At 70.8% G+C, this 18,776-nt stretch carries 12 protein-coding genes and 1 pseudogene; 7 read left to right on the top strand and 6 right to left on the bottom strand.

Features of this window, described 5'->3' with window-relative positions; genetic code table 11:
- Both ACWF9Z_RS15400 and ACWF9Z_RS15395 read right to left on the bottom strand, forming a co-directional pair.
- Positions 1-2,172: pseudogene (locus tag ACWF9Z_RS15400) on the bottom strand (hypothetical protein); the annotation flags it as partial.
- A 192-nt stretch (positions 2,173-2,364) separates the two neighbouring features.
- Entirely contained in the window at positions 2,365-3,255 is an 891-nt protein-coding gene (locus ACWF9Z_RS15395; protein ID WP_453602279.1) for a DNA/RNA non-specific endonuclease, read from the bottom strand.
- Between the two features lie 182 nt (positions 3,256-3,437).
- Here ACWF9Z_RS15395 and ACWF9Z_RS15390 point away from each other — a divergent pair, with 182 nt between their 5' ends.
- On the top strand, positions 3,438-4,292 hold the full coding sequence (locus ACWF9Z_RS15390; protein WP_453602277.1) for a caspase family protein: 855 nt from the start codon (positions 3,438-3,440) through the stop codon (positions 4,290-4,292).
- An 85-nt stretch (positions 4,293-4,377) separates the two neighbouring features.
- On the opposite strand, the gene ACWF9Z_RS15385 is transcribed toward ACWF9Z_RS15390, so the two are convergent.
- Complete coding sequence (locus tag ACWF9Z_RS15385) at positions 4,378-5,637, bottom strand: hypothetical protein (protein WP_453602274.1); 1,260 nt, start codon at positions 5,635-5,637, stop codon at positions 4,378-4,380.
- A 259-nt stretch (positions 5,638-5,896) separates the two neighbouring features.
- Here ACWF9Z_RS15385 and ACWF9Z_RS15380 point away from each other — a divergent pair, with 259 nt between their 5' ends.
- Complete coding sequence (locus ACWF9Z_RS15380) at positions 5,897-6,103, top strand: hypothetical protein (protein ID WP_453602272.1); 207 nt, start codon at positions 5,897-5,899, stop codon at positions 6,101-6,103.
- 42 nt (positions 6,104-6,145) lie between these two features.
- Here the strand turns inward: ACWF9Z_RS15380 and ACWF9Z_RS15375 are convergent, their stop codons facing one another.
- Positions 6,146-9,007 (bottom strand): peroxidase family protein, encoded by a 2,862-nt coding sequence (locus tag ACWF9Z_RS15375; RefSeq protein WP_453602269.1) that lies wholly within the window; start codon positions 9,005-9,007, stop codon positions 6,146-6,148.
- 612 nt (positions 9,008-9,619) lie between these two features.
- On the opposite strand from ACWF9Z_RS15375, the gene ACWF9Z_RS15370 reads away from it, so the two are divergent.
- Together ACWF9Z_RS15370 and ACWF9Z_RS15365 are read left to right on the top strand one after the other, a co-directional pair.
- Positions 9,620-11,326, top strand: a complete 1,707-nt coding sequence (locus ACWF9Z_RS15370) for a thiamine pyrophosphate-binding protein (protein WP_453602266.1) — start codon at positions 9,620-9,622, stop codon at positions 11,324-11,326.
- Positions 11,327-11,485: 159 nt separating this feature from the next.
- On the top strand, positions 11,486-12,880 hold the full coding sequence (locus ACWF9Z_RS15365; RefSeq protein ID WP_453602263.1) for a hypothetical protein: 1,395 nt from the start codon (positions 11,486-11,488) through the stop codon (positions 12,878-12,880).
- A 58-nt stretch (positions 12,881-12,938) separates the two neighbouring features.
- Here the strand turns inward: ACWF9Z_RS15365 and ACWF9Z_RS15360 are convergent, their stop codons facing one another.
- Positions 12,939-15,044: a hypothetical protein gene (locus ACWF9Z_RS15360; RefSeq protein WP_453602261.1), complete on the bottom strand. Its 2,106-nt coding sequence runs from the start codon at positions 15,042-15,044 to the stop codon at positions 12,939-12,941.
- Positions 15,045-16,392: 1,348 nt separating this feature from the next.
- Between ACWF9Z_RS15360 and ACWF9Z_RS15355 the strand changes: the two genes are divergently transcribed.
- Together ACWF9Z_RS15355 and ACWF9Z_RS15350 are read left to right on the top strand one after the other, a co-directional pair.
- The gene (locus ACWF9Z_RS15355) at positions 16,393-16,668 is read left to right on the top strand and encodes an isoamylase early set domain-containing protein (RefSeq protein WP_453602258.1); all 276 of its coding nucleotides are present in this window, start codon (positions 16,393-16,395) and stop codon (positions 16,666-16,668) included.
- A gap of 159 nt (positions 16,669-16,827) precedes the next feature.
- Positions 16,828-17,583 carry a hypothetical protein gene (locus ACWF9Z_RS15350; protein ID WP_453602255.1) on the top strand — a complete coding sequence of 252 codons (756 nt, stop codon included), beginning with the start codon at positions 16,828-16,830 and terminating at the stop codon, positions 17,581-17,583.
- A 121-nt stretch (positions 17,584-17,704) separates the two neighbouring features.
- On the opposite strand, the gene ACWF9Z_RS15345 is transcribed toward ACWF9Z_RS15350, so the two are convergent.
- Complete coding sequence (locus tag ACWF9Z_RS15345) at positions 17,705-18,019, bottom strand: hypothetical protein (protein ID WP_453602252.1); 315 nt, start codon at positions 18,017-18,019, stop codon at positions 17,705-17,707.
- A 56-nt stretch (positions 18,020-18,075) separates the two neighbouring features.
- Here ACWF9Z_RS15345 and ACWF9Z_RS15340 point away from each other — a divergent pair, with 56 nt between their 5' ends.
- A complete protein-coding gene (locus ACWF9Z_RS15340) occupies positions 18,076-18,471 on the top strand; it encodes a hypothetical protein (protein WP_453602249.1) in 396 nt (131 codons plus the stop codon).
- The last annotated feature ends 305 nt before the right edge of the window (positions 18,472-18,776 follow it).

Genomic DNA, 18,776 nt, shown 5'->3' with positions numbered 1-18,776 from the left:
GGGCGCCCCCGCCGCCCCGCGCGGGGGCGCGGCGCGCCGCCGCGCCGCCGCGCGGCGGGGGCGCCGCCGGCCCGCGGCGCGGGGGGGGGGCGCGCCCCCCCCCCCCCCCTCGACCGTGTCCTCCTCGGCCCGGTGGAGGCAGACGGTCTCCTCGCACGCGTGCGCCAGGGCGTCGAAATCGGCGTGGTGCTCCGGGAACTGGACGCGGAGCTGGCGGGCCATCTCCGCGATCAGGGTGGCCGGCTCGTGGACCGAGAGGGTGGGCCGTGCGAAGTCGACGTACGCGAAGGGGAACGGGGTCGGGAAGTCGCGCAGGCTGTCCCGGAGGAACGTCGTGAGCAGAGCGCTCTTGCCGATGCCGCTCAGCCCGTGGACCAGCACCGGCCGCTTCGTCCCGCTGCCGACCTCCCGGGTGAACTCGTCCCGCAGGGGCGTGGGCAGTCCGATGTAGGCGCGCAGCCGGGCGAGTTCCTCGGCGCGCCCCTGGAAGGAACCGCGTGCGAGGCGTTCGAGGGGCTGCATCAGCCGCGCCCGGTCCAGGAGCTGCTGGACCTCTCCGCTCGGCGGGACGCCGGTGATGCCCGGGATCTGCGCGAGCCACAGCACCGCCTGCAGCGTGTGCGGCAGCTCGTCCAGCTTCTGGTGGGCGAGGTCCGGGGGAACGCCGTCGAGGTAGGCCAACGCGGTGCGTTCCGGGCCCGGGCCGGGCGGGACCTGCTCCAGGTTGGCCAGCAGGGCGAGGCGGGCCGCCTCCGGAGAGGCGAAGCCGCGCAGCGCGGTGTCGCGAGCCTGCGGCTTGAGGACCCAGGTGAAGGTGTTGCGTGCGCCGACGGCCCGGCAGTCGGGCAGCAGTTCCACCCCGGCCGCCCCGGTAGGCGCCTCTTCGCCGGGCAGTCTCAGCCGCGCCGGGTCGAACCGGCCCAGCAGGGAGGCCGCTTCCCGGTAGGCCTTGCGCAGGTCCGACACGTCCGCGGGGCCGGGGGCGGCCGCCGTGGCGCGCAGCCGTTCGCTCAGGCGTGCGTCGAAGTCCTCGCCGGGTGCGAGCGTGCCGTAGAGACGGACCGACTCCGCCGCCGCCGCGCAGACCTTGCGCATGTAGCTGTCCGGCCCGGAGGCCTCACCCGCGTGGAGAACGGCGGGGACGGTCGTCTCCACGAGGCCGGCCACCCGCTTCGTGTCCGGCAGCTCCGAGGCCTCGGTGAAGAACTGCCGGAAGAACTCCTGCAGGTCGTCCGGGCCGAACATCCGGGCGGTGTCCCGCACCTCGTTCTTGCGTATCTCGTACGGGAGCTGGCGCATCGTCGGCGAGTACCCGAGCAGGACCAGCCGGGGCGGTACGTCCGGCGGCGCCGGCCTCTGGTGGTAGATCGCCAGGGCCAGCTTGCCGATGCAGTCCCAGACGTCGGAATTGACGTCGAGCTTGTCGCAGTCGTCCAGCACCAGCCAGTACTGCCCGAGGGCCGTGGTGGCCTGCCGGACGACGCGGTGCACCGCCGCGTCGATCTCAGGTAGTGAATCGTTCAATTGTGTCGGATTCAACGGCGAGAGAACCGTGTTCGAGTCGGCCGGCGGGGCCGGACCCGGGTCCGCGACGGACTCGGCGAGCCGGTGGACCACCTGGTCCGCGGTCGAGGTCCGGTTCAGCGTCACCCGTACCGGACGGAAATTGCATTGCTCGCCCACGTGCCGGATCAGCTTGTAGCTGTGGGAGCGCCCGCTGTCCGGCTCTCCGTCCACCACCAGAACCGTCTTGTCGGGATCCTCGAAGAACTGGCGGAGCCGCTTCCTGAAGTCCGCCCGGTCGATGAACACGTCGGCGCCGTTGCCGAGCACGCTGCTGAGGAAGAAGTCCTGGGGTGAGATGTGCAGCCGCGCCGCCTCCTCCAGCTCGGACTTGAGGCGCAGGGCCTCCTTGCCGGCCGGGATGGAGCTCAGCGAGTCGATCCGCACGAGCGTGCTGAGCAGCTGGAGTTGGGTCTCGATGCCGCTGTTGCGCACCGCCTCGACCAGGGCGACCGAATTGTCGCTGCTCACGTAACTCAGTGGGATCCGGCTCACGAACTCGGGTGAGAATCCGAACTGCACGAGCTTGGGTCGGGGCTCGCCGGCGATGAAGAAGTGGTCCCGCACCATCTCGGTGACGAGTCCCCATTCGGTGTCCTTGGGAGACATACCGCACCTGCACAGACCGCCGTGGCGGCGTGGGAAGACGGACTGCCTGATACCTGCCATGGTTTCACTCGGCCCGGTCCGTCGCAACGCGGCCGGACGGCGTGCGGACCTCCTGCCGTACGGCCGCGTCGCGCGGGTGCGGGGCGGCGCCGTGACGGCCGCCGCCGTCGTTCCCGCCGGGTGTCCCCGGTCTCAGCCGCCCAGGACCACGTCCTCGTAGCTCTCCAGGCGCTTCCAGCGCTCCGCGGGCGCGCGGGTGACGGGCATGAGGTCGGCGGCGGGCAGCGGTCCGAAGTCGAGGCCGGTGAGTTCGACGATGTCGGTGACGGGCACCTGGAACGTGCGGTACGGGCCGAGCGGCGGCGGATCGCCGGGCTTGGCGCCCGCCATCGCCCGCTCGCGGTCCCGGCTGAGGTCGGGGCTCTGGTCGAGGACGTAGCCGGTCGAGGCCAGGCGGCCGTTCTGGACGAAGGCGGCCACCTTCCAGAACCGCAGCGGCACCTGGATGCCGCGGTAGGGCGGGTCGGAGTCGTGCAGCACGGGACCGGTGAACACGGACAGCTTGCGGTCGAACTCGGCCGCGTGGTCGAGCAGATGGTTCTCCAGCCCCTGCCACAGCTCCTTGCCCTGGTTGAAGAAGTCCTGCTGCGGGGCCGCGTTGGTGAAGTGGAAGGTGTCCAGGTTCGCCTGGTTGCCCTCGGCCGCGGCACCCCAGACCGGGTCCAGGCGGCGGACCAGGTGTCCCCGGTCCAGGGAGTTGTCGCGGTAGATGTCGTTGCCGGCCTGCTGGGTCTCGGGTACGCGGGGGTCGAATTCCCAGGCGTCGTCGCGGGGTACGTCCTCGATGAGCCGCTCGCCGTCGATGCAGACGGCGGTGGAGGCGGCCATCCTGCGGTCGGGGCGCAGGACGACGGTGAAGTGGGTGTAGGGGAGGACCACGGTCTCGATCCCGGCGGCGGCCGGCTTCGGGAGCGGGACGACGGTTCCGAGGAAGGACTCGTCGTAGCCGGTGCGGTCGGCGAAGGAGTCATGCCGTGCCCTGGCGCCCGCGGTCCGATCCGGGGGCGTGTCGATTGCGTTCATAAGATAGCAATACCGTGCGCAAGTGATCGTTTACGGTCCGATATCACGGCTCACCCGAACAGCGGCTCCCCCTCGGCAGGCCCGATCGGGCGGCGTCCCGCACGTCCCGGTTCAGGCGGCCGCCGCCGCGGAACCCATGCTCTCGACCTCCCCCTGTGCCCGCCCCGTCCCGAGGAGTACCCGTGCCCACTGGCCTGTCCATCCACGTCGGTCTGAACAAGGTCGATCCCGACGCCTACGACGGCTGGGACGGCACACTCCTGGCCTGCGAGAACGATGCCCGTGACATGGCGGCGGTGGCCCGCGCCGGCGGGTTCGACGACACCGTGATCCTCACCGGCGACGGCACGGTGGAGAACATCACCGGCGAACTGCGCAAGGCGGCCGGACGGCTCAAGAGCGGGGACATCCTGCTCTTCACCTACTCGGGCCACGGCGGCCAGATGGACAACGTCGCCGGATCGGACGACGAGCCGGACCGGCTGGACGAGACGCTGGTGTTCTTCGACCGCCAGTTCCTCGACGACGAGCTGCACCGGGAGTTCCGGCGGTTCGAGGAGGGGGTCAGGATCGTCGCCCTGCTCGACAGCTGTCACAGCGGCACCGCCATCGAGTCCCTCCAGGGACTGCTCAGCCCGGAGGCGCTGGAGTCGCAGTTCCAGACCCGTGACCCGGGCCGGGTGGAGGCGGCGTCCCGGCTGATGCCCGTGTACGAGCAGCAGCAGAACTTCGCACGGGAGCGGGCGTTCTACGAGGGCCTCCAGCGCGAGCTCAAGGCAGCCAACGGCAGCGGTCCGGCGCCCGGCGCCGTGCTCATCGCCGCCTGCCAGGACAACCAGGTGGCGTCCGACGGAGACGTCAACGGGCTGTTCACCGCGAACCTCCTCAAGGTGTGGTCGCAGGGCGCCTTCCAGGGCGACTACCGCACCTTCCACCGCGACATCCAACGGCGCATGCCCGCCATCCAGAGCCCGAACTTCTACACGACGGGCAGCCCGTCGGAGGGGTTCCTCCAGCAGAAGCCGTTCACCATCTGACCCTGCCTGCCGTACGGCCGGCCGCCCCCGGGAGCCGTCGCACCGGCCCCGCGGGCGGCTGTGCGTGCTGCCGCCGATGGCCGCCTCATCCGCCGGAGCGGGCCTTCTGCAGGAGCTTCTGATAGGGCGTCTGCACGGTGGAGCCGCGCACCGGCGAGAGGCCGTACCGGTCGTCGACCCCTTCGTTCGCGTCGGGATTCAGGGGATCGAACTCGGTCCGTTCACCCGGCGGCGACACGTCCACGATGACGCGCGGCCACGCGCCGCTCGCCACCCTGAACACGGTGATCCGCTGCCGGCCCCGGGTCACGTTCAGGATTTCACTGCTGTTCGAAATCTCGGACCGATACCTGTACTTGGTGCCGGGAGGGTATTCCCTTTCCTCGTCGGCCTCTTTGGCGAGAGCGCTGCCCCCGATCCCGGAACGCTGGTAAGCGGTGGGTATGCTGGTCCTGTCTTTCCTGATCACGTACACCTCGGTCTGGGCCCTGATGGCTTCGTACGCGCGCTTCATGGGGTCCTTGACCTCGACGACCACGTCCTGTGCGACTTCCTCCCCCGGATTCAGCACGCTGCCCACCGGCGTGATGAAGGAGCCGTCGTAGATCAGCTCGAACGCGCCGGGCCTGGCGTCGGCGCTACTGCTCGCGGGCCCGCCGTGGATCCAGTACTTGCTGTCCAGGAGGTAGACGGGGACCTGGCCCGCGTTCTTCACGTACAGATGGACCGTCACGTACAGCTGCGCCGCTTCCTTTCCCATGCTCGACTCTTTGAACTCCGCCCCGCTCTGTATCAACGGGGTTCTCACATAGGGAAGATAAATCTCCGAATAGGCCAGGTTGACCCCTGCGAGAAGGGTGGAGATGATGACCCCGATCGCGATCTTCCTGGGATTTCGGAGGCCTTTCCACGCCCGCATTCTGATCAGTCCGACCAGGGCCGTGCCCGACCAGAGGCACAGGGCGATCCCGATCACGGTGTAGCCGGTGAAACGCTCACCGATCTGCAGGAGGAGAAGGGAAATTCCGCAGAGGAGGGCGATGACCACTCCGGCCAGAACGGCCACCCCCGAGTAGCGCCACCGCCGCCGTCCCCAGTAGTCGAACGCCGCCCCGGCGGCGACCAGTTCCACCAAGGCCGCGACGAGGACGGTGAATCCCGCGATCCGTCCGCCGTAGGTGAGGGCGTTGCCGCTGTCCGACATTCCGATCCGGAAGAGCGGACAGGCGGTCGCGAGGAAGCCGAAGACCATGAGGACGCCGATGGTCAGGCGCAGCACCACCCGGTCAGGCCAGACCGTGCAGTCTCCGCCGAGCCATTGGATGTCGTGGTGCCCGACCGTCACACCGGCACGGTCCAGGATCCTCCGGAGCTCACCGGGAGACCGGGCCTTACCCGCGGAGTTGCCGTCGATCAGGACCTTCCGCAAGCCGAGGTCGTCAGGCGGCCCTACGGATACCTCGGGCGTGTTCGCCATGACACCAGCCTGACGCCTGTCCGCAGAACGCGCCCCCTGAACACCACCGGGTCAGGGTGCGGCCCACCGGGCGCAGGGCGAAGCTGGAGTCGATGTGTTGGCGCCGCCCGACCCCAGAGGAGCTCCCATGCGTAGACGCGTTCTCGGATTCACCGCCGCACTCGTTCTGGCCGCCCTCGGCGCCGCGGTCCCCGTCGCGCAAGCGGTCGCGCCGGCCACCACCGGACCGCAGTGCGTCGCGGACAAGAAGGGAAAGGTGGAGTACGACTCCGGCACGGGCCTGTGGACCTGCATCGGCGGCGCGCACGACGGCGAACCCATCACCACGAAGTGAACGCCGCCCGTGCGGGCCGCCGCGCGAGCGGCGGAAGTCCGCTCAGCCGCGGCCGCCCCCGGCCTCCTTCGCCGCGGCCCGGCGCCACGGCGCGAACGCGCTGGCCGTGCGCGGCAGGAGGCCCGCCAACTCGGGGCAGTGCCGCACCACCACGCTGGTCATGCCGTTGCGCTGGATCCAGTCCATGCCCAAGGGCGTGTACACCTCGGGCCTGAAGTCGACCGTGAGGAAGCGGTCGCTCTGCAGGCGGCGGGTCGCCATCAGGATGAAGATGCGGAAGGCGGTGTCGCTGAAGCCGAAGCCCTGCGGCGGGTTCTCGGCGAAGAGACCGACCATGGTGTCGATCTGATCGACATCGCGGTAGACCGCCTTCAGACGCGCGACCGTCTCCGCGTCGCACGACACGTCCTCGAACCGCCGCACGCGCGGCTTGTGCAGCCCCGCCCGGAAGTCGTTGTAGCGCGGTACGCCGCGGCGCCGGGTGCGTACCAGGTCGACCACGGACAGGTCGATGATCTCGCCGTCCCGCTCGAACGCGCGCAAGGCGTGAGGGTAGTTGTGCAGGGTGATCGCGCCGGGATGGGCGATGCCGAGCGAGTACAGCGCATCGTCCAGACCGGTGGTGCGGATGAGCGCCTCCGCGGCGCTGCCCTGCACGTCGTCGAAGCCGAGCGTGTTCAGCCGCCGGCCGAGCCGGTGGTCCACGATCTCGAAGTCGTCGGGGAGCAGCGGGTGCATGCGGTAGACGGTGACGAAGTCCTCGGTGAGCGAGTACGGGGCGGCGTGGTGGTCCGGCAGGGTCTCGGGAATGCCGGTCAGTGAGTGCGCCTCGAAGAGCCACAGCCCCAGTTGTTCGAGCCACTTCTTCGGCGGGCCCTGCCAGTTCGTCTTCAGGCCGATGTCGATCACTTCGGTGGCGAGGATCGCGGGAGTCCACTCCACGGTGTGGATCTTCGCGATGAGAGCCGAGACGATCAGTCGCGCGGTGTGGTAGACACGGTCCTCGCTCAGCCTCGGGTACTCCTGCCGCAGCGCCTCGCACACGGCGTTGTGCTCGCGGGCGAAGAGGGTCTGCATGGCGCTGAGCCCGTACCACCAGCTCTCCGCGAACCCGGTGAGCGGGAGTCCGTCCGGACCGGCGGGCAGGTGGCCGCCCTCCAGGCGCAGCGAGGCACCGCCGCCCGGCTCGCGCAGCGACCTCCCGGTGTTCTCGTCGCCGCCGTAGATTTCGGAGCCGTCCCACCAGTGGGACGCCGCGTTGGCGAACAGCGTCGGCGGACCCGTGCCGTCGGCCGGGTGCTTTCCCTCGTTCTCGGCGAAGCGCATGACCTCCTCGGGACGTCCGCCCGGCGTGTTCTTCCACGTGACACCGGGAGGGAGCGGCACCTCGACGGTCTTCGTACCGGTGGGGTAGCGCTTGTGGTTCACCCAGTCGTGCACCTGGAACTGGATCCACGCGGCGGCCAGGATGTTGAGGGACCGTGCCGGGATGAAGGCGTCGCGGTGCAGCAGCTCCCGGCTGACCGTGACCGGGTTCGGTACGTCGAACAGATCCGGTCGGTAGACCGGCGCGAGGTTCCGGCCGAAGGCGGACCCGACAGCGCCCATCCCCGGCGCGGACAGGTCGTTGTAGGTGCCGTCGTAGCTCCGCGCGAGCCGCATGTCCTCGGCGACGGGAGGGGGTACGGGCTGGACCCGGGGCGGAGCCTCGCGGACCTCGGTGTCGATCAGGTTGTACCGGCGCAGCTTCTGCCGGAAGGCCACGAGGTTCAGCAGACCGAGGCGTGTGGGCAGCCGGTGCCAGGGGACGCACCGGTTGAGGCCGCGGAAGGCGGCGCGCAACGGCACGCCCAGGACGGCGTTGCGCCGGGGTTCGGCGTTGGCGAACCGGTACCCCAGGCGGTGGGCGCTGCTGGCTTCGTAGGCCACCTTGCGCGCCCGGTTGAGGTTTCCGAGGGGCCGGAACTCCTCCGTCGTGTTCCACGGGTTGAAGGCGAGCTCGTCGACCCGTGCCGCCGCGGCCCGGGCCTCGGCCGAGCCGGTGTCGTGGCGCGGGACGGTCAGCGTCGCCACCCGCACGAGGGGCGTGTCCTCCTCCTTCCACTCGGCCGCGCCGTCCTCGACGGGCGTGCGGCGGGCATCCACGTAGCGCTGGACGTACAACTCGAAGACGACGTCCGCCGCCGCCAGCCGCCGTGCGAGTTCGTGCTGCAGGAAATCGGGGTCGGTGGCGGAGGGGGCGGGGGCCGGGGGAGCGTCGTCCGCGGGGCGCAGCTGATAGCGCACCGGTCCCGCGTCACCCCACAGGATGGCGCCGCGGCTCCAGTACGTCTCCAGCGCCAGGCTGAGCACGGTGCGGCTCGTACCCGCACGCACGTTGCGCCGCATGCGCGCGGCCGTGGGCCATCCCACCGCGAGCGGCAGGGTGACGAACAGCGCGAGGGCCTTGCGTGGTGTCGAGTCGGCGCCCGCCATGGCCTTCGCGAATTCGACGAACTCGCGCGCGTTGCGCGCGTGCGAGACCGGATGGCTCGTCATCAGCAGGTCGTGCGCCTCGTCGGCTCCCACCGCGACGCGCAGGGCCGCTCCGCGCAGATCCGGGGCGTGGTCGGACCGGCGGGCGCCGTTGGCATTGGACAGGCGCACGGTGACGGGGTACTCGGCGCCCGGCTGGGCGAAGCCGGTCCGCAGGTCGGGGGGCAGGTCGCCGACGAAGGCCAGCCGCGCGTTCTCCGCGCCGAGAACGGCCTTGGCGTGGAAGGTCCGCGCCAGGTCGGCGGCGCCGCTGCGCTTCCTGGACTTCAGCTGGACCCGCATGAGCTCGCGGGCGAGCCGCTCGAAGACGAGCCGTTCCGCCTCGGGGTTGCCGCCCACGTAACGCTCGTACTGCCTGAACTCGGCCATGTGTGCCTCTTCGCCAAGGCGCACCCCGCTCCCGCTGTCCGGACGCGATGCCGGCGGACGACGAGGTGACGCTGCACGGCTGCCCGGGACTGGGTCCGCGGGCACCTGGTTCCACACGGCAACCCTGAACCAGTGCTGCGGCCGCGGCGCGCGGAGCAACGCAGACGGGTGGCATCCGCCGCGCGCCGCGCGGCGGCGAACCGCCGCGGGGGTCCGCGGCGCCGTGCGCGGTGACGCCCGCGCCGCCACTCGTACGGCCCCCTTCCCGTGCGGGAGCGGGATGCGTCGAGTACTGGCACACTGGTTCCGGGGTACGGCCCGACGGATACGTCGCCGCCGGCCGACGGGGACCGACCCGCCGAGATCACCCGTGAGGCGGGCGCCACCGCGGCGCAGCCACAGCTACCCGGCCACCACAGCTCCTCGCCCGGGGCCTCCTTCCCGGTATCCGGGGACGCCCGAGGCGTCCGCGTCACGGGTGAGCGGGCCGGCCGACACGACCGTGCCACGTGCCGCGTCGACACGGCACGCGCCGACAGCTACGTCGACATCGCACGCGTCGACATCGCACGCGCCGACAACCAACGCGGGGGAGTGGACGAGGGAACGGCGATGAGGGTTTACGAAGCCATGGTCAAGGGCCTGGAAGACATCGGCGTACGGGCCGCTTTCGGCGGGGCCGGAGAGAACGCCGCCGGCCTGATGCTGGCGCTGAAGCACGCCCCGCAGATCCGGCCGGTCATGACGCGGCACGAGCAGGCCGCCTCCTTCATGGCGTGCGGCCACGCGATGTACACGAACGAACTGGGCTTCTGTTTCGCGACGGCCGGCCCCGGTGCGTTCAACCTGTTCTCCGGGCTGGCCGTGGCGATGTCCGACTCCTACCCCGTCCTGGCGGTCTCGGGATACGCCTCGAGGGCATGGCAGGGATGGGGCTCCCTCAACGAGACCTCGGGCCTGAACCGGACGCCCGACTCGCGGGCCATGTTCGCCGCCACGACGAAGAAGTCCTTCCTGCTCACCGATGCCGCCGACACGTGCGATGTGCTCGAGGAAGCCGTCAACACCGCCTTCGAAGGCAGGCCCGGGCCGGTGCACATCCACGTTCCCGAGGACCTGACCCATCGCGGTGTCGAGGTGACGAACTTCCGGCACATCCGGCTCGACGTGGCGCCGGTCGTCCCGGATCCGGCCCGCGTGGAGGAGATCGCCTCGATGCTGGCCGACGCCCTCGCACGGGGCGAGCGCGTCGTGGCGCTCGTCGGGTTCGGCGCGATCCGCAGCGGAGCGGGAGCGGAGGTCCGGCGCTTCATCGAACGGTTCCAGATTCCCTTGCTCACCACGCTGGACGGCAAGGGCATCGTCTCCGAGGGGCACCCGCTCTCGGTGGGCGTCTTCGCGGACAGCGGACACGCCAGCGCGTGGAAGGCGTTCCGCGAGGCCGATGTCGTGCTGTGCGTCGGCAACTCCCTGAATCAGCACGCCACGTTCAACTACCGCGAAGACCTCTTCGAGAACAAGGTGCTCGTCCATGTGAACATCTCCGAGGCCGAGTTCCACAAGGCCTACCGGCCCGACCACGCGCTGCTGTCCGATGCGCGCCTCGGGGTGGCCGCCCTCCACGAGGCGCTCGACGGCAGGGTCGGAGAGGTCCCGGCCGTCGAGGTCGACGGCCGCGACTACGAAGCCCGTCACATCACGCACCTGACCGGAAAGATCCACCCGGGGGAGCTGGCCCAGGCGATCGGCAGGATGCTGCCCCCCGGAGGCGTTCTGCTCGCCGACGCGGGAGCACACCTCGCCTGGCTCGGCTACTACGTCGAGCTGGAGGAGGGGCAGAACTTCCGCAAGGTCGGTTCCTTCGGGCCGATGGCCGGCCATGTCAACGGCGCCATCGGCATGAAGGTCGCCCACCCGGAACGGACCGTCGTCGTCGGGTGCGGCGACGGGTGCTACGCGCTGTCCGGTTTCGAGCTGATGACCGCCGTCGAGAACGACATCCCCGTCATCTGGGTCATTTTCGACGACCGGGAATTCAAACTGATCAAGATGTTCCAGCTGGTCACCTACGGGGAGACGGGCCTCGTCGAGTTCCAGAACCCCGACTTCGCCGCGTACGCGCGGGCGTGCGGCGCCGACGGCTACCGCGTCGAGACCCTGGAGGAGTTCGAGAAGGCGTTCCGTGAGGCGCTGGCCTCGGGCCGGCCCTCCGTCATCGACGCCCGGATCACACGATGGGCCGTCCCCCACTACAGCCCCTCGCCCGACGGCGTCATCGCCGGCCTCGTCGAGACCATCGAGGCCCGCTTGCGCGGCTGACAGCGTCCGCGTCCGCTCCGCCCCCCCGGCGAGCCCCGCGCCACGGCCCACGGCCCACACGGCCGACGGCGCACGGCGCACGGCGCACGGCGCACGGCACGGAGCGGGGCGCCGAGCCCGGGCGGACCGGCCCGGCCGGTCGCGCCGTGAAGGGACCGCATGATGAACGACCCGCTGAACACCCACAGCCGTGCCGGCTTCGAGGCCCTCCTGAACCGCCCGCTGCTCACCTCCATCTGGCGTCGCCGCACCCACCGGGTCAGCCGCGGCAGCTCGGTCGAGGCCGGCTCGATGAGCTGGACCTCCACCGCGCCCCGAGCCCCTCTCACCGAGCTCGAAGAGGCCGTCCTCATCGCCGTCACGGGCTGCTCCGGCCTCACCATGCCGGACCGCCCGTTCGCCGACCCCCGCGACGGCAAGCCCATCATGGCCAAGCCGAACCTCAACATGGCCGGCCGGACCGCCGGCAGCCCCGACAACGCGCAGGGCACCCATTTCTTCCTGATCAACGACACCGGAACCTACTTCCTGCGCAGACTTCCCCCCGCACCCGACGGCGAAGCGGCGGCGTTCGACCCGCAGACCCTCTGCGCGCGCGCCGCCGAGGCGAAGGTGCGGCTGCTCGACCACCGCATCGACGTACCGGAAGGAAAACGGGACTTCCCCGCCTACCTCGACTCGAACCGCTTCCTGTCGAACCTCCCGGGCAGCACGATCCTCTTCCCCGTGGTGGACCTGTCACGGCAGTACATCAACGGGCTGATGTACCTGCTGACCCAGCCCGAGGGGGCACGGCCGGCGATCGTCGACGACCGGAACCTCTACCGCTCGGCGGGCGTGCGCAAGTGGGTGAAGTCGGGGTTCCTGAACAAGGACATCAAGCTCCCCCTGGGCTTCATCTGGGCCATGCGGACGCAGATCGAGGCCGACCTGCTGCTCCAGAACCTCATGCTCACCGCCGACGCCATGGGCCTCGGAGCATGGATCCACGCCTCGATCGCCCCGTCGATCATGCTGGGCGACCCGAAGTTCCGTCCCGCGTACGGCCCCATGCTCGATTTCGACTGGACCGTCCCACGGTGGAGACCGGCGGACCTCCTCCGCTGGCAGGTACCGCTCCCGCGCTACGCGGACCTGAGGGCGACCGCCGTCGGCCTGCGGCACGACGGCGAACACCTCATCAAGGCGATGTGTCCGCCGCACTACGGCACCATGGGCGAGGCGGTCGACGCCGTGGTGGCGGGAAAGTTCGGGCCGAAGGGCATCTACTCCGACGAGGGGCTGTTCGCCCGCATCTACCGGGGGGAGTTCGGCAGCCAGTACCTGCGCGAGGCCAGCGACTACTCCGAGGACGTCATCGCGTGCACGCGGGACATCTGCACCTACATCTACGAGACGCACGGGCGGTTCCCCGCGCACTGCGACACGATCCACGTACCGGGCGTGTGGCTGCAGACCCATCACCTCGAGAACGGCTACTACGAGCGGTACTTCCGCGAGGGCCTGACCGAGGTCCACCGCACGCACGACGCGCACTGGCACGGGGAAGGATGACCGTCCCCACGCCATCCGGTGGGGCGAGGCCTCCGGATCCCACCCGGTCGGCCCCCTGTCAGGGCTGAGGCGCGGACCCGGACCCGTGGCGCCCGGAACCGCACCCCTTCGCGTGAGCGGGGAGCACCTGCGCGGCCTTGGTGCCGAGGTGGTGTCCGAGCTCCCGGTAGGCGTCGAACTGGGCGTGGTCGAACCACTGGTCGAAGGTGGCCTGGCGGGGGAAGGCCTTCTCCCGGAGGGCGTAACTGAGCAGCTCGTACGGCATGTCAGGGGTCAGACCCGCCTTCACGTAGACGATCGTCCCCCGCGTGGCGGCCGGTGCGTCGGGCGAGAACAGGACGCGCTCCGGGTACTCGATCGTGCCGCGCACCACGCACGTGGCGGAGAACCGGGCGTTCAGGGAAGCCATCGGCGCCTCGGGCGCGAGCGGCGCCGCGCTGCCGGGTACCAGGTTCAGCAGATCCTGCCCCTCCTCATCGAAGGTGATCGTCACGCCGAGGTCCTCGTAGGCAAGGGTGATCGCCTGCGCGAGGGTGGTCGCCAGCGGCGGCGAGTCACCCGAGGCGTCGATGACGTAGACGGTCCGGCAGCGGAGCCGGAGCATCTCGACCAGACCGAGATTGTCGACGTGCCCGCCGTCGGTGCACAGCAGCAGGGGAGTGGTGTCCGCGTACCGGCCCACCAGCTCCTGGAGCTGATAGCGCAGCCGCCGTACCCGCGGCAGCCGCGGCATGATCCAGTGGGGGGCGTACGCCACCAGTTCCGCGAGGTACAGGGGGTTGGGCACCCAGGTGCCGAGCCGCACGTTGGAGAGCGCGAGCAGCCGCTCCATGAACATCGTCTGCGAGCCCATCGCGGAGGCGAAGGCCGCTCCGGACACGGCGACGGCGGACTGTACGGTCAGGTCGCGCCCGATCAGGGCCGGGGCCGTCTTCTGCAGGGTGCCGGTGCGGACCCAGCCCGTATCGGGTCCGCCGCAGTAGTCGGAGGCGAAGGTGAACGGCACGGCGGGCCGGCCGGGCGCGGTGCGGTTGCGCAGCGAGACGGCCGCGGAGGCGGCGAGGATGACCTGGGGAAAGCCCTCCACCTTCTGTGCGTAGGGGTTCAGCGGGGTCGGCTCGTTGTTGTAGTCGTACGGCAGGGCGCCGACCGAGCCGTCCTTCAGCACCGCGCGGCGAACGGAGAAGGCACCGGCCAGCCGCTGCCGGTAGAAGGGGTGCAGGCTGAAGGTGGTCTGGTCGATCACGAGCGTCAGCACGATCAGGGCGATCGGCACCCCCCACTGCCACCCCGGGTGCCACCTGCCCGAGTAGACGGCGGCCCAGGACATGAGGGCGAGGCCGAAGAACGCGACCAGGAGCAGCACCAGCCAGCACACCACGGCCTTCACCCAGCTGGTGCCGACCTGCGTGACGAGGGAGGTGCCGCCCTTGGTGAGCGGACCAGCCCGCTCACCGTCCGGCCTCAGCTTCTTCACCGTCCTGGTGACCGCGATGAACCACGTACCCACGGCGGTCGCCGCCGCCGTGATCGCGCCGAGCAGGGCGACTCCCGTCCCGCTGCCGTCCCCGTATCCGCCCTTGCCCGCCTTGTGGGCCAGAGAGGCGAAGAACCAGATCACCGAAGGCAGGACGACCGAGAACACGGCGACCGCCAGCGCGAGGCCGGTGAGCGTGTTCACCGTGCTGCGCAGCCATGCGGGGCGGGACTTCCCGCTGCCGGCCCGCGTGAAGGCGTACCCGACGGACACCAGGCCGGCCAGGGCGAACAGGACGATGACGGGACGCCAGGCGTTTGGGTACAGGTGGAGGGACGAGCCGAACGCCTTCCCCTCCGCCGCGAGCGGGATGAGCTCGGTCAGCCGGACGTACGAGTAGAACTGGTGCAGGAACTGACCTGCCACGGCGAAGACCAGCGCCAGCATGCCGAAGGAGACGGCCATCCCCCGCAGCACCGCGCCCAAGGCGTTCAGCTTCTCCTTGGGCGCGTCCGCCAGGTACTTCGCGTGCCGGCGGATGTGGTCCTCCTCCGGGCTGCCCGGCGCGAACACGTCCGCGGGTTTCGCGAGGCCGGGCCGCACCGAAGGGCCCCCGTCCGCGGTACGAAGCCGGGCGTCGGTCAGCGCCAGCTGGAAGGCCCCGGCGGTGTAGCCGCCGCCGGACACCGATACGAGGTACGTCGCCTTGAGCAGTTGCTCCCGCAGTGCCTGCAGCGCTCCGAGGGTGACCGATGCCGACCGGATGCCACCGCCGGAGACACAGAAGCCGATCTCCGCGGGCTGGCGACCGGGCGGCTGGTACGCGCGGGTGCGCCAGCGGGTCGCCGCGCTGTCCTTCGGGTCCGGGGCCCCGGGGGGGGGGGGGGGCCCCCGCCCCGGGGGGGGGCCCCCCGCGCCCCGCCCCCCCCCGGGGGGCGGCGGTGTCCACCCCCCGAGGCTGCCGGCCCCCCCCCGCCCCGGTGCCCCGGGGCCACCCCCGGCCCGCCCCGGTGCTGGGGGGGCGGGGGGCCCGGGCGCGGGCGGGGGGCCCCCGCCGGGGGCACGGTCCACCCGGTCCGCGCCTCCCAGTCGTGGGGAGCGGCGGGCGGGAGGATGACGTCCGGGTCGCTCCACTGGCTCTCGGTGCCGGAAACGATCTTGTGGGCGTGGGCCACGACGGGACGGGGCCGGTCTTCCCGCGTACTCACCACGCGGGCGGGGTCGAGCACCCGGCGGCAGCAGAGGGTGACGACGATCAGGACGGCCGCGGCCACCAGCGGGACGACGAGCGCCCATTTCACCTGGGCGAAGTAGGCCGCCCGCGTCAGGTCCCGTACGGGGTCGGCGGCGAGCCGGTTCAGAGCCCTCCAGAGGAAGACGTTCTCCACGCAGTCCGCCGCCACCGGCACGCAGGTGAGGGCGAGGGCGCGACGGGCCCACAGCCGCGCGGACTCCCGGTAGAGGAAGAGATGGCCGAGCCCGAAGGCCCCGGCCAGAGCCACCGCGTACCCGGGAATGAACATGCGCCAGTCGAGGACGAGGCCGTCCTGGAACAGTCTGACCCCGTCTCCGTTTCCGTCCCCGCCGCCGTTGACGAGGGCGCGGGCCCCTTCGGCCGTCGCCGCGAACTGCAGGAGCACTTCCCTGTTCCCTGTGGGCCTGTACAGGAACGGCGGATCCACCGAGTACCAGATGATCATGCAGAGACCGGCGGCGAGCCCGAACAGGCACAGCCCCACCGCCCAGCCCGGAGTCTCTCGCAACCTCAACTGCGCAGGAGCAATCGGCATGTACGCAGCGTAGTCATCCGTGCTCCGCCCGGACGGCATTCCCCCCGGTGCGCGCCGTACGCGGAAGGCGAAGGACCCGCTCAGCCGCGCGCGAACGTCACCCGGCGCCCCGTTGACGCCCTCGGATCCGCTGGCGCAGTCACATAGAGCACTATTTAATGGCAGAACGTGATGTATCCGAGGCCCCTGCGAGCAGCCGTCCTCTGGAGCCGCTCGCCTTCCCCGTCCGTCGAAGGAGCTTTGTCGTGCTCGAACGCCAGCGTCGCAAAGGCCGTACCGAGGTCACCTTCGTCCTGCCCGCCGACACCCCTCCCGGGCCGGTCAGCGTCGTCGGCGACTTCAACGGGTGGAAGCCCGGCACCCACGAACTGAAGCCGCGCCCCGACGGCACCAGGGCCGTCACGGTCGCCCTGCCGCCCAAGGCCAGCCACTCCTTCCGCTACCTCGCGGCCGGCGACTACTGGTTCAACGACGACAGCGCCGAAGGCCACCCGGGCGGGAACAGCCGGATCATGACCTGACCTGACCTGACCTGACCTGACCCGGTCCGTGCCGCCCTGCCCGGCCCCCGCTGGGGCCGGGCAGGGCGGCTTGCGCTGACGGACGCCCGGGGTGGCGGAGACCGTGGCGCCCGGAACCCCTCGCACGCCCTGTACTTCGACCTCGATCGATGCGATGCCGTGAACACCGAACTGATCGTCGCGTCCATTTCCGGAGCCGTGGCTCTGGCGAGCCTCGCCTACAGTGCCCGCGCCAATAGGGCGAATGCGCTCCTCAGAGACGATTTGGAGCGGCAGTCGGCCGAGCGTCGTCGCGTGCGGGAGCGGCAGGACGTCATGAGCCGGTATCGCGACCCGCTGCTCTGGGCTGCTTTCGATTTTCAGTCGCGCCTCTTCAACATCGCTGGTCAAGGCTTCCTGCGCGTGCACTTCGTACAACCCCACGACCGGCTCTACGCGGTCCGCAGCACGCTGCACGTGCTCGCCGAGTACCTCGGCTGGGTCGAGATCCTCAGGCGCCGCGTCTATTTCCTCGATCTCGGAAACCAGGAAGCCAACCGGCGCGTCGTGGCGCTGTTCACGCGGATCGGCAACGTCCTGAGCGACGACGCCCATCCGGACACGCACTTTCAGGTGTTCCGCAGTGATCAGAGGGCCATCGGAGAACTGGTCATCATCGAGGGCGAGGAAGCTGATCGGTGCATCGGGTACGCGGAGTTCTGCGCCCGCCTGGAAGCGGACCCGGAGTTCGCCGTGTGGTTCTCCCGCCTGTCCGACAGCATCGTCGAGCTGGCTTCGCTTCCCGGACGGCATCCACGCGTGGTGGACCTGCAAGTGGCCCTGATGGACTTGATCGACTTCCTTGACCCGGAACGAGAACGCTTCCCTGCGAAACGCCGATTCCGGCTGAGCCACGTCGGCCCTCCCGGCGACTGAGCCGAGCGCCGTCGCGAGCCCGCCCTTCGGCCGCCGAACGAGCGGGGCCGCCGATCCCGGGTGCGCCGTACCTGGGCACAGGGCGGCCTGGCCGCCCCCGTCGGACGGGCCGAGGCTGGGGTCATCCCCTCACCCCCTCCGTACGGCCCCCCGGCCCTGGCGCGACGAACAGGACCTCCCCGTGATCCGCTCCGATACCACCAGCCCCGCCGTGCTCGAACAGCTTCGGCGCCGGCCCGCCGGTCCGAACCGGCGCATCCTGTTCACCGGCGCCACCATCGTCACCATGGACTCCGGCCTCGGTGTCCTGCACGACGCCGACCTGCGCGTCGAGGGCGACACCATCACCGCGATCGGTTCCCGCCTGAACCGGGACGGCGCGGTGGTCGTCGAGGCGTCGGGCACGATCCTCACGCCGGGCTTCGTCGACACCCACCGGCACGCCTGGGATACCCAGCTGCGCCGGCGGCGATCGACAGCGGCATCACCTGCATGCTCGACTTCTCCCACAACGCCCGAACCCCGGAGCACTCCGACGCCGCCGTCCACGCCCTCATCGACACCGGCATCCGTGGCGTTCACGCTTCCATGGGCCCGCACTTCGGCGACTGGGACAAGCAGTGGCCCGGCGACCTGACCCGCCTGAGGGAGACGTACTTCGCCGGCGACGATCAGCTGCTCACCCTGCGGCTGGCAGCCCTGGCCACCGACGAGATCGCCGGTCCCGCCTTCGCCTACGGGCCCGAACTCGCGCGCACGGCCGAGGAGCTGGGCATCGGCGTGAGCGTGGACGCCGTCTTCGGCGCCTCCTCGTCACGGGCCATCGGCAGTGGGAGAAGGACGGCATCCTCGGCGCGCACGTCACGCTTATCCACGCCACCGGCCTGACCCCGGCGGCGTGGAGGGCGATCGGGGAGAGCGGCACGACCATCGCCCTGGCCCCGACCTCGGACGCCCAGATCGGTCTGGACACCGCGATCCCCGCGATCGACGAGGCCCTGTCGGTCGGGGTCCGGCCAGGTCTGAGCATCGACGTCGAGGTGGCGCTGGCCAGCGACATGTTCAAGGTGAGGCCGGGCCCCCACGCGCGGGGGCCGGGTGGCCGCCCCCCCCCAACACACCCCACCGGGACCCGGACCCCCCCCCCCCCACCAAGCCCCGCACCCACCCCCCCCACACACACAGCAGGTAGT

Source organism: Streptomyces sp. NPDC054961, from assembly GCF_053609145.1.
This window is presented reverse-complemented; position numbering and strand designations above follow the sequence as displayed.

Coding starts and splice junctions, on each gene's coding strand:
- ACWF9Z_RS15340 (WP_453602249.1), top strand. CDS start 18,076: ATGCTCGACTTCTCCCACAACGCCCGAACCCCGGAGCACTCCGACGCC.
- ACWF9Z_RS15380 (WP_453602272.1), top strand. CDS start 5,897: ATGCGTAGACGCGTTCTCGGATTCACCGCCGCACTCGTTCTGGCCGCC.
- ACWF9Z_RS15395 (WP_453602279.1), bottom strand. CDS start 3,255: ATGAACGCAATCGACACGCCCCCGGATCGGACCGCGGGCGCCAGGGCA.
- ACWF9Z_RS15370 (WP_453602266.1), top strand. CDS start 9,620: ATGAGGGTTTACGAAGCCATGGTCAAGGGCCTGGAAGACATCGGCGTA.
- ACWF9Z_RS15375 (WP_453602269.1), bottom strand. CDS start 9,007: ATGGCCGAGTTCAGGCAGTACGAGCGTTACGTGGGCGGCAACCCCGAG.
- ACWF9Z_RS15365 (WP_453602263.1), top strand. CDS start 11,486: ATGATGAACGACCCGCTGAACACCCACAGCCGTGCCGGCTTCGAGGCC.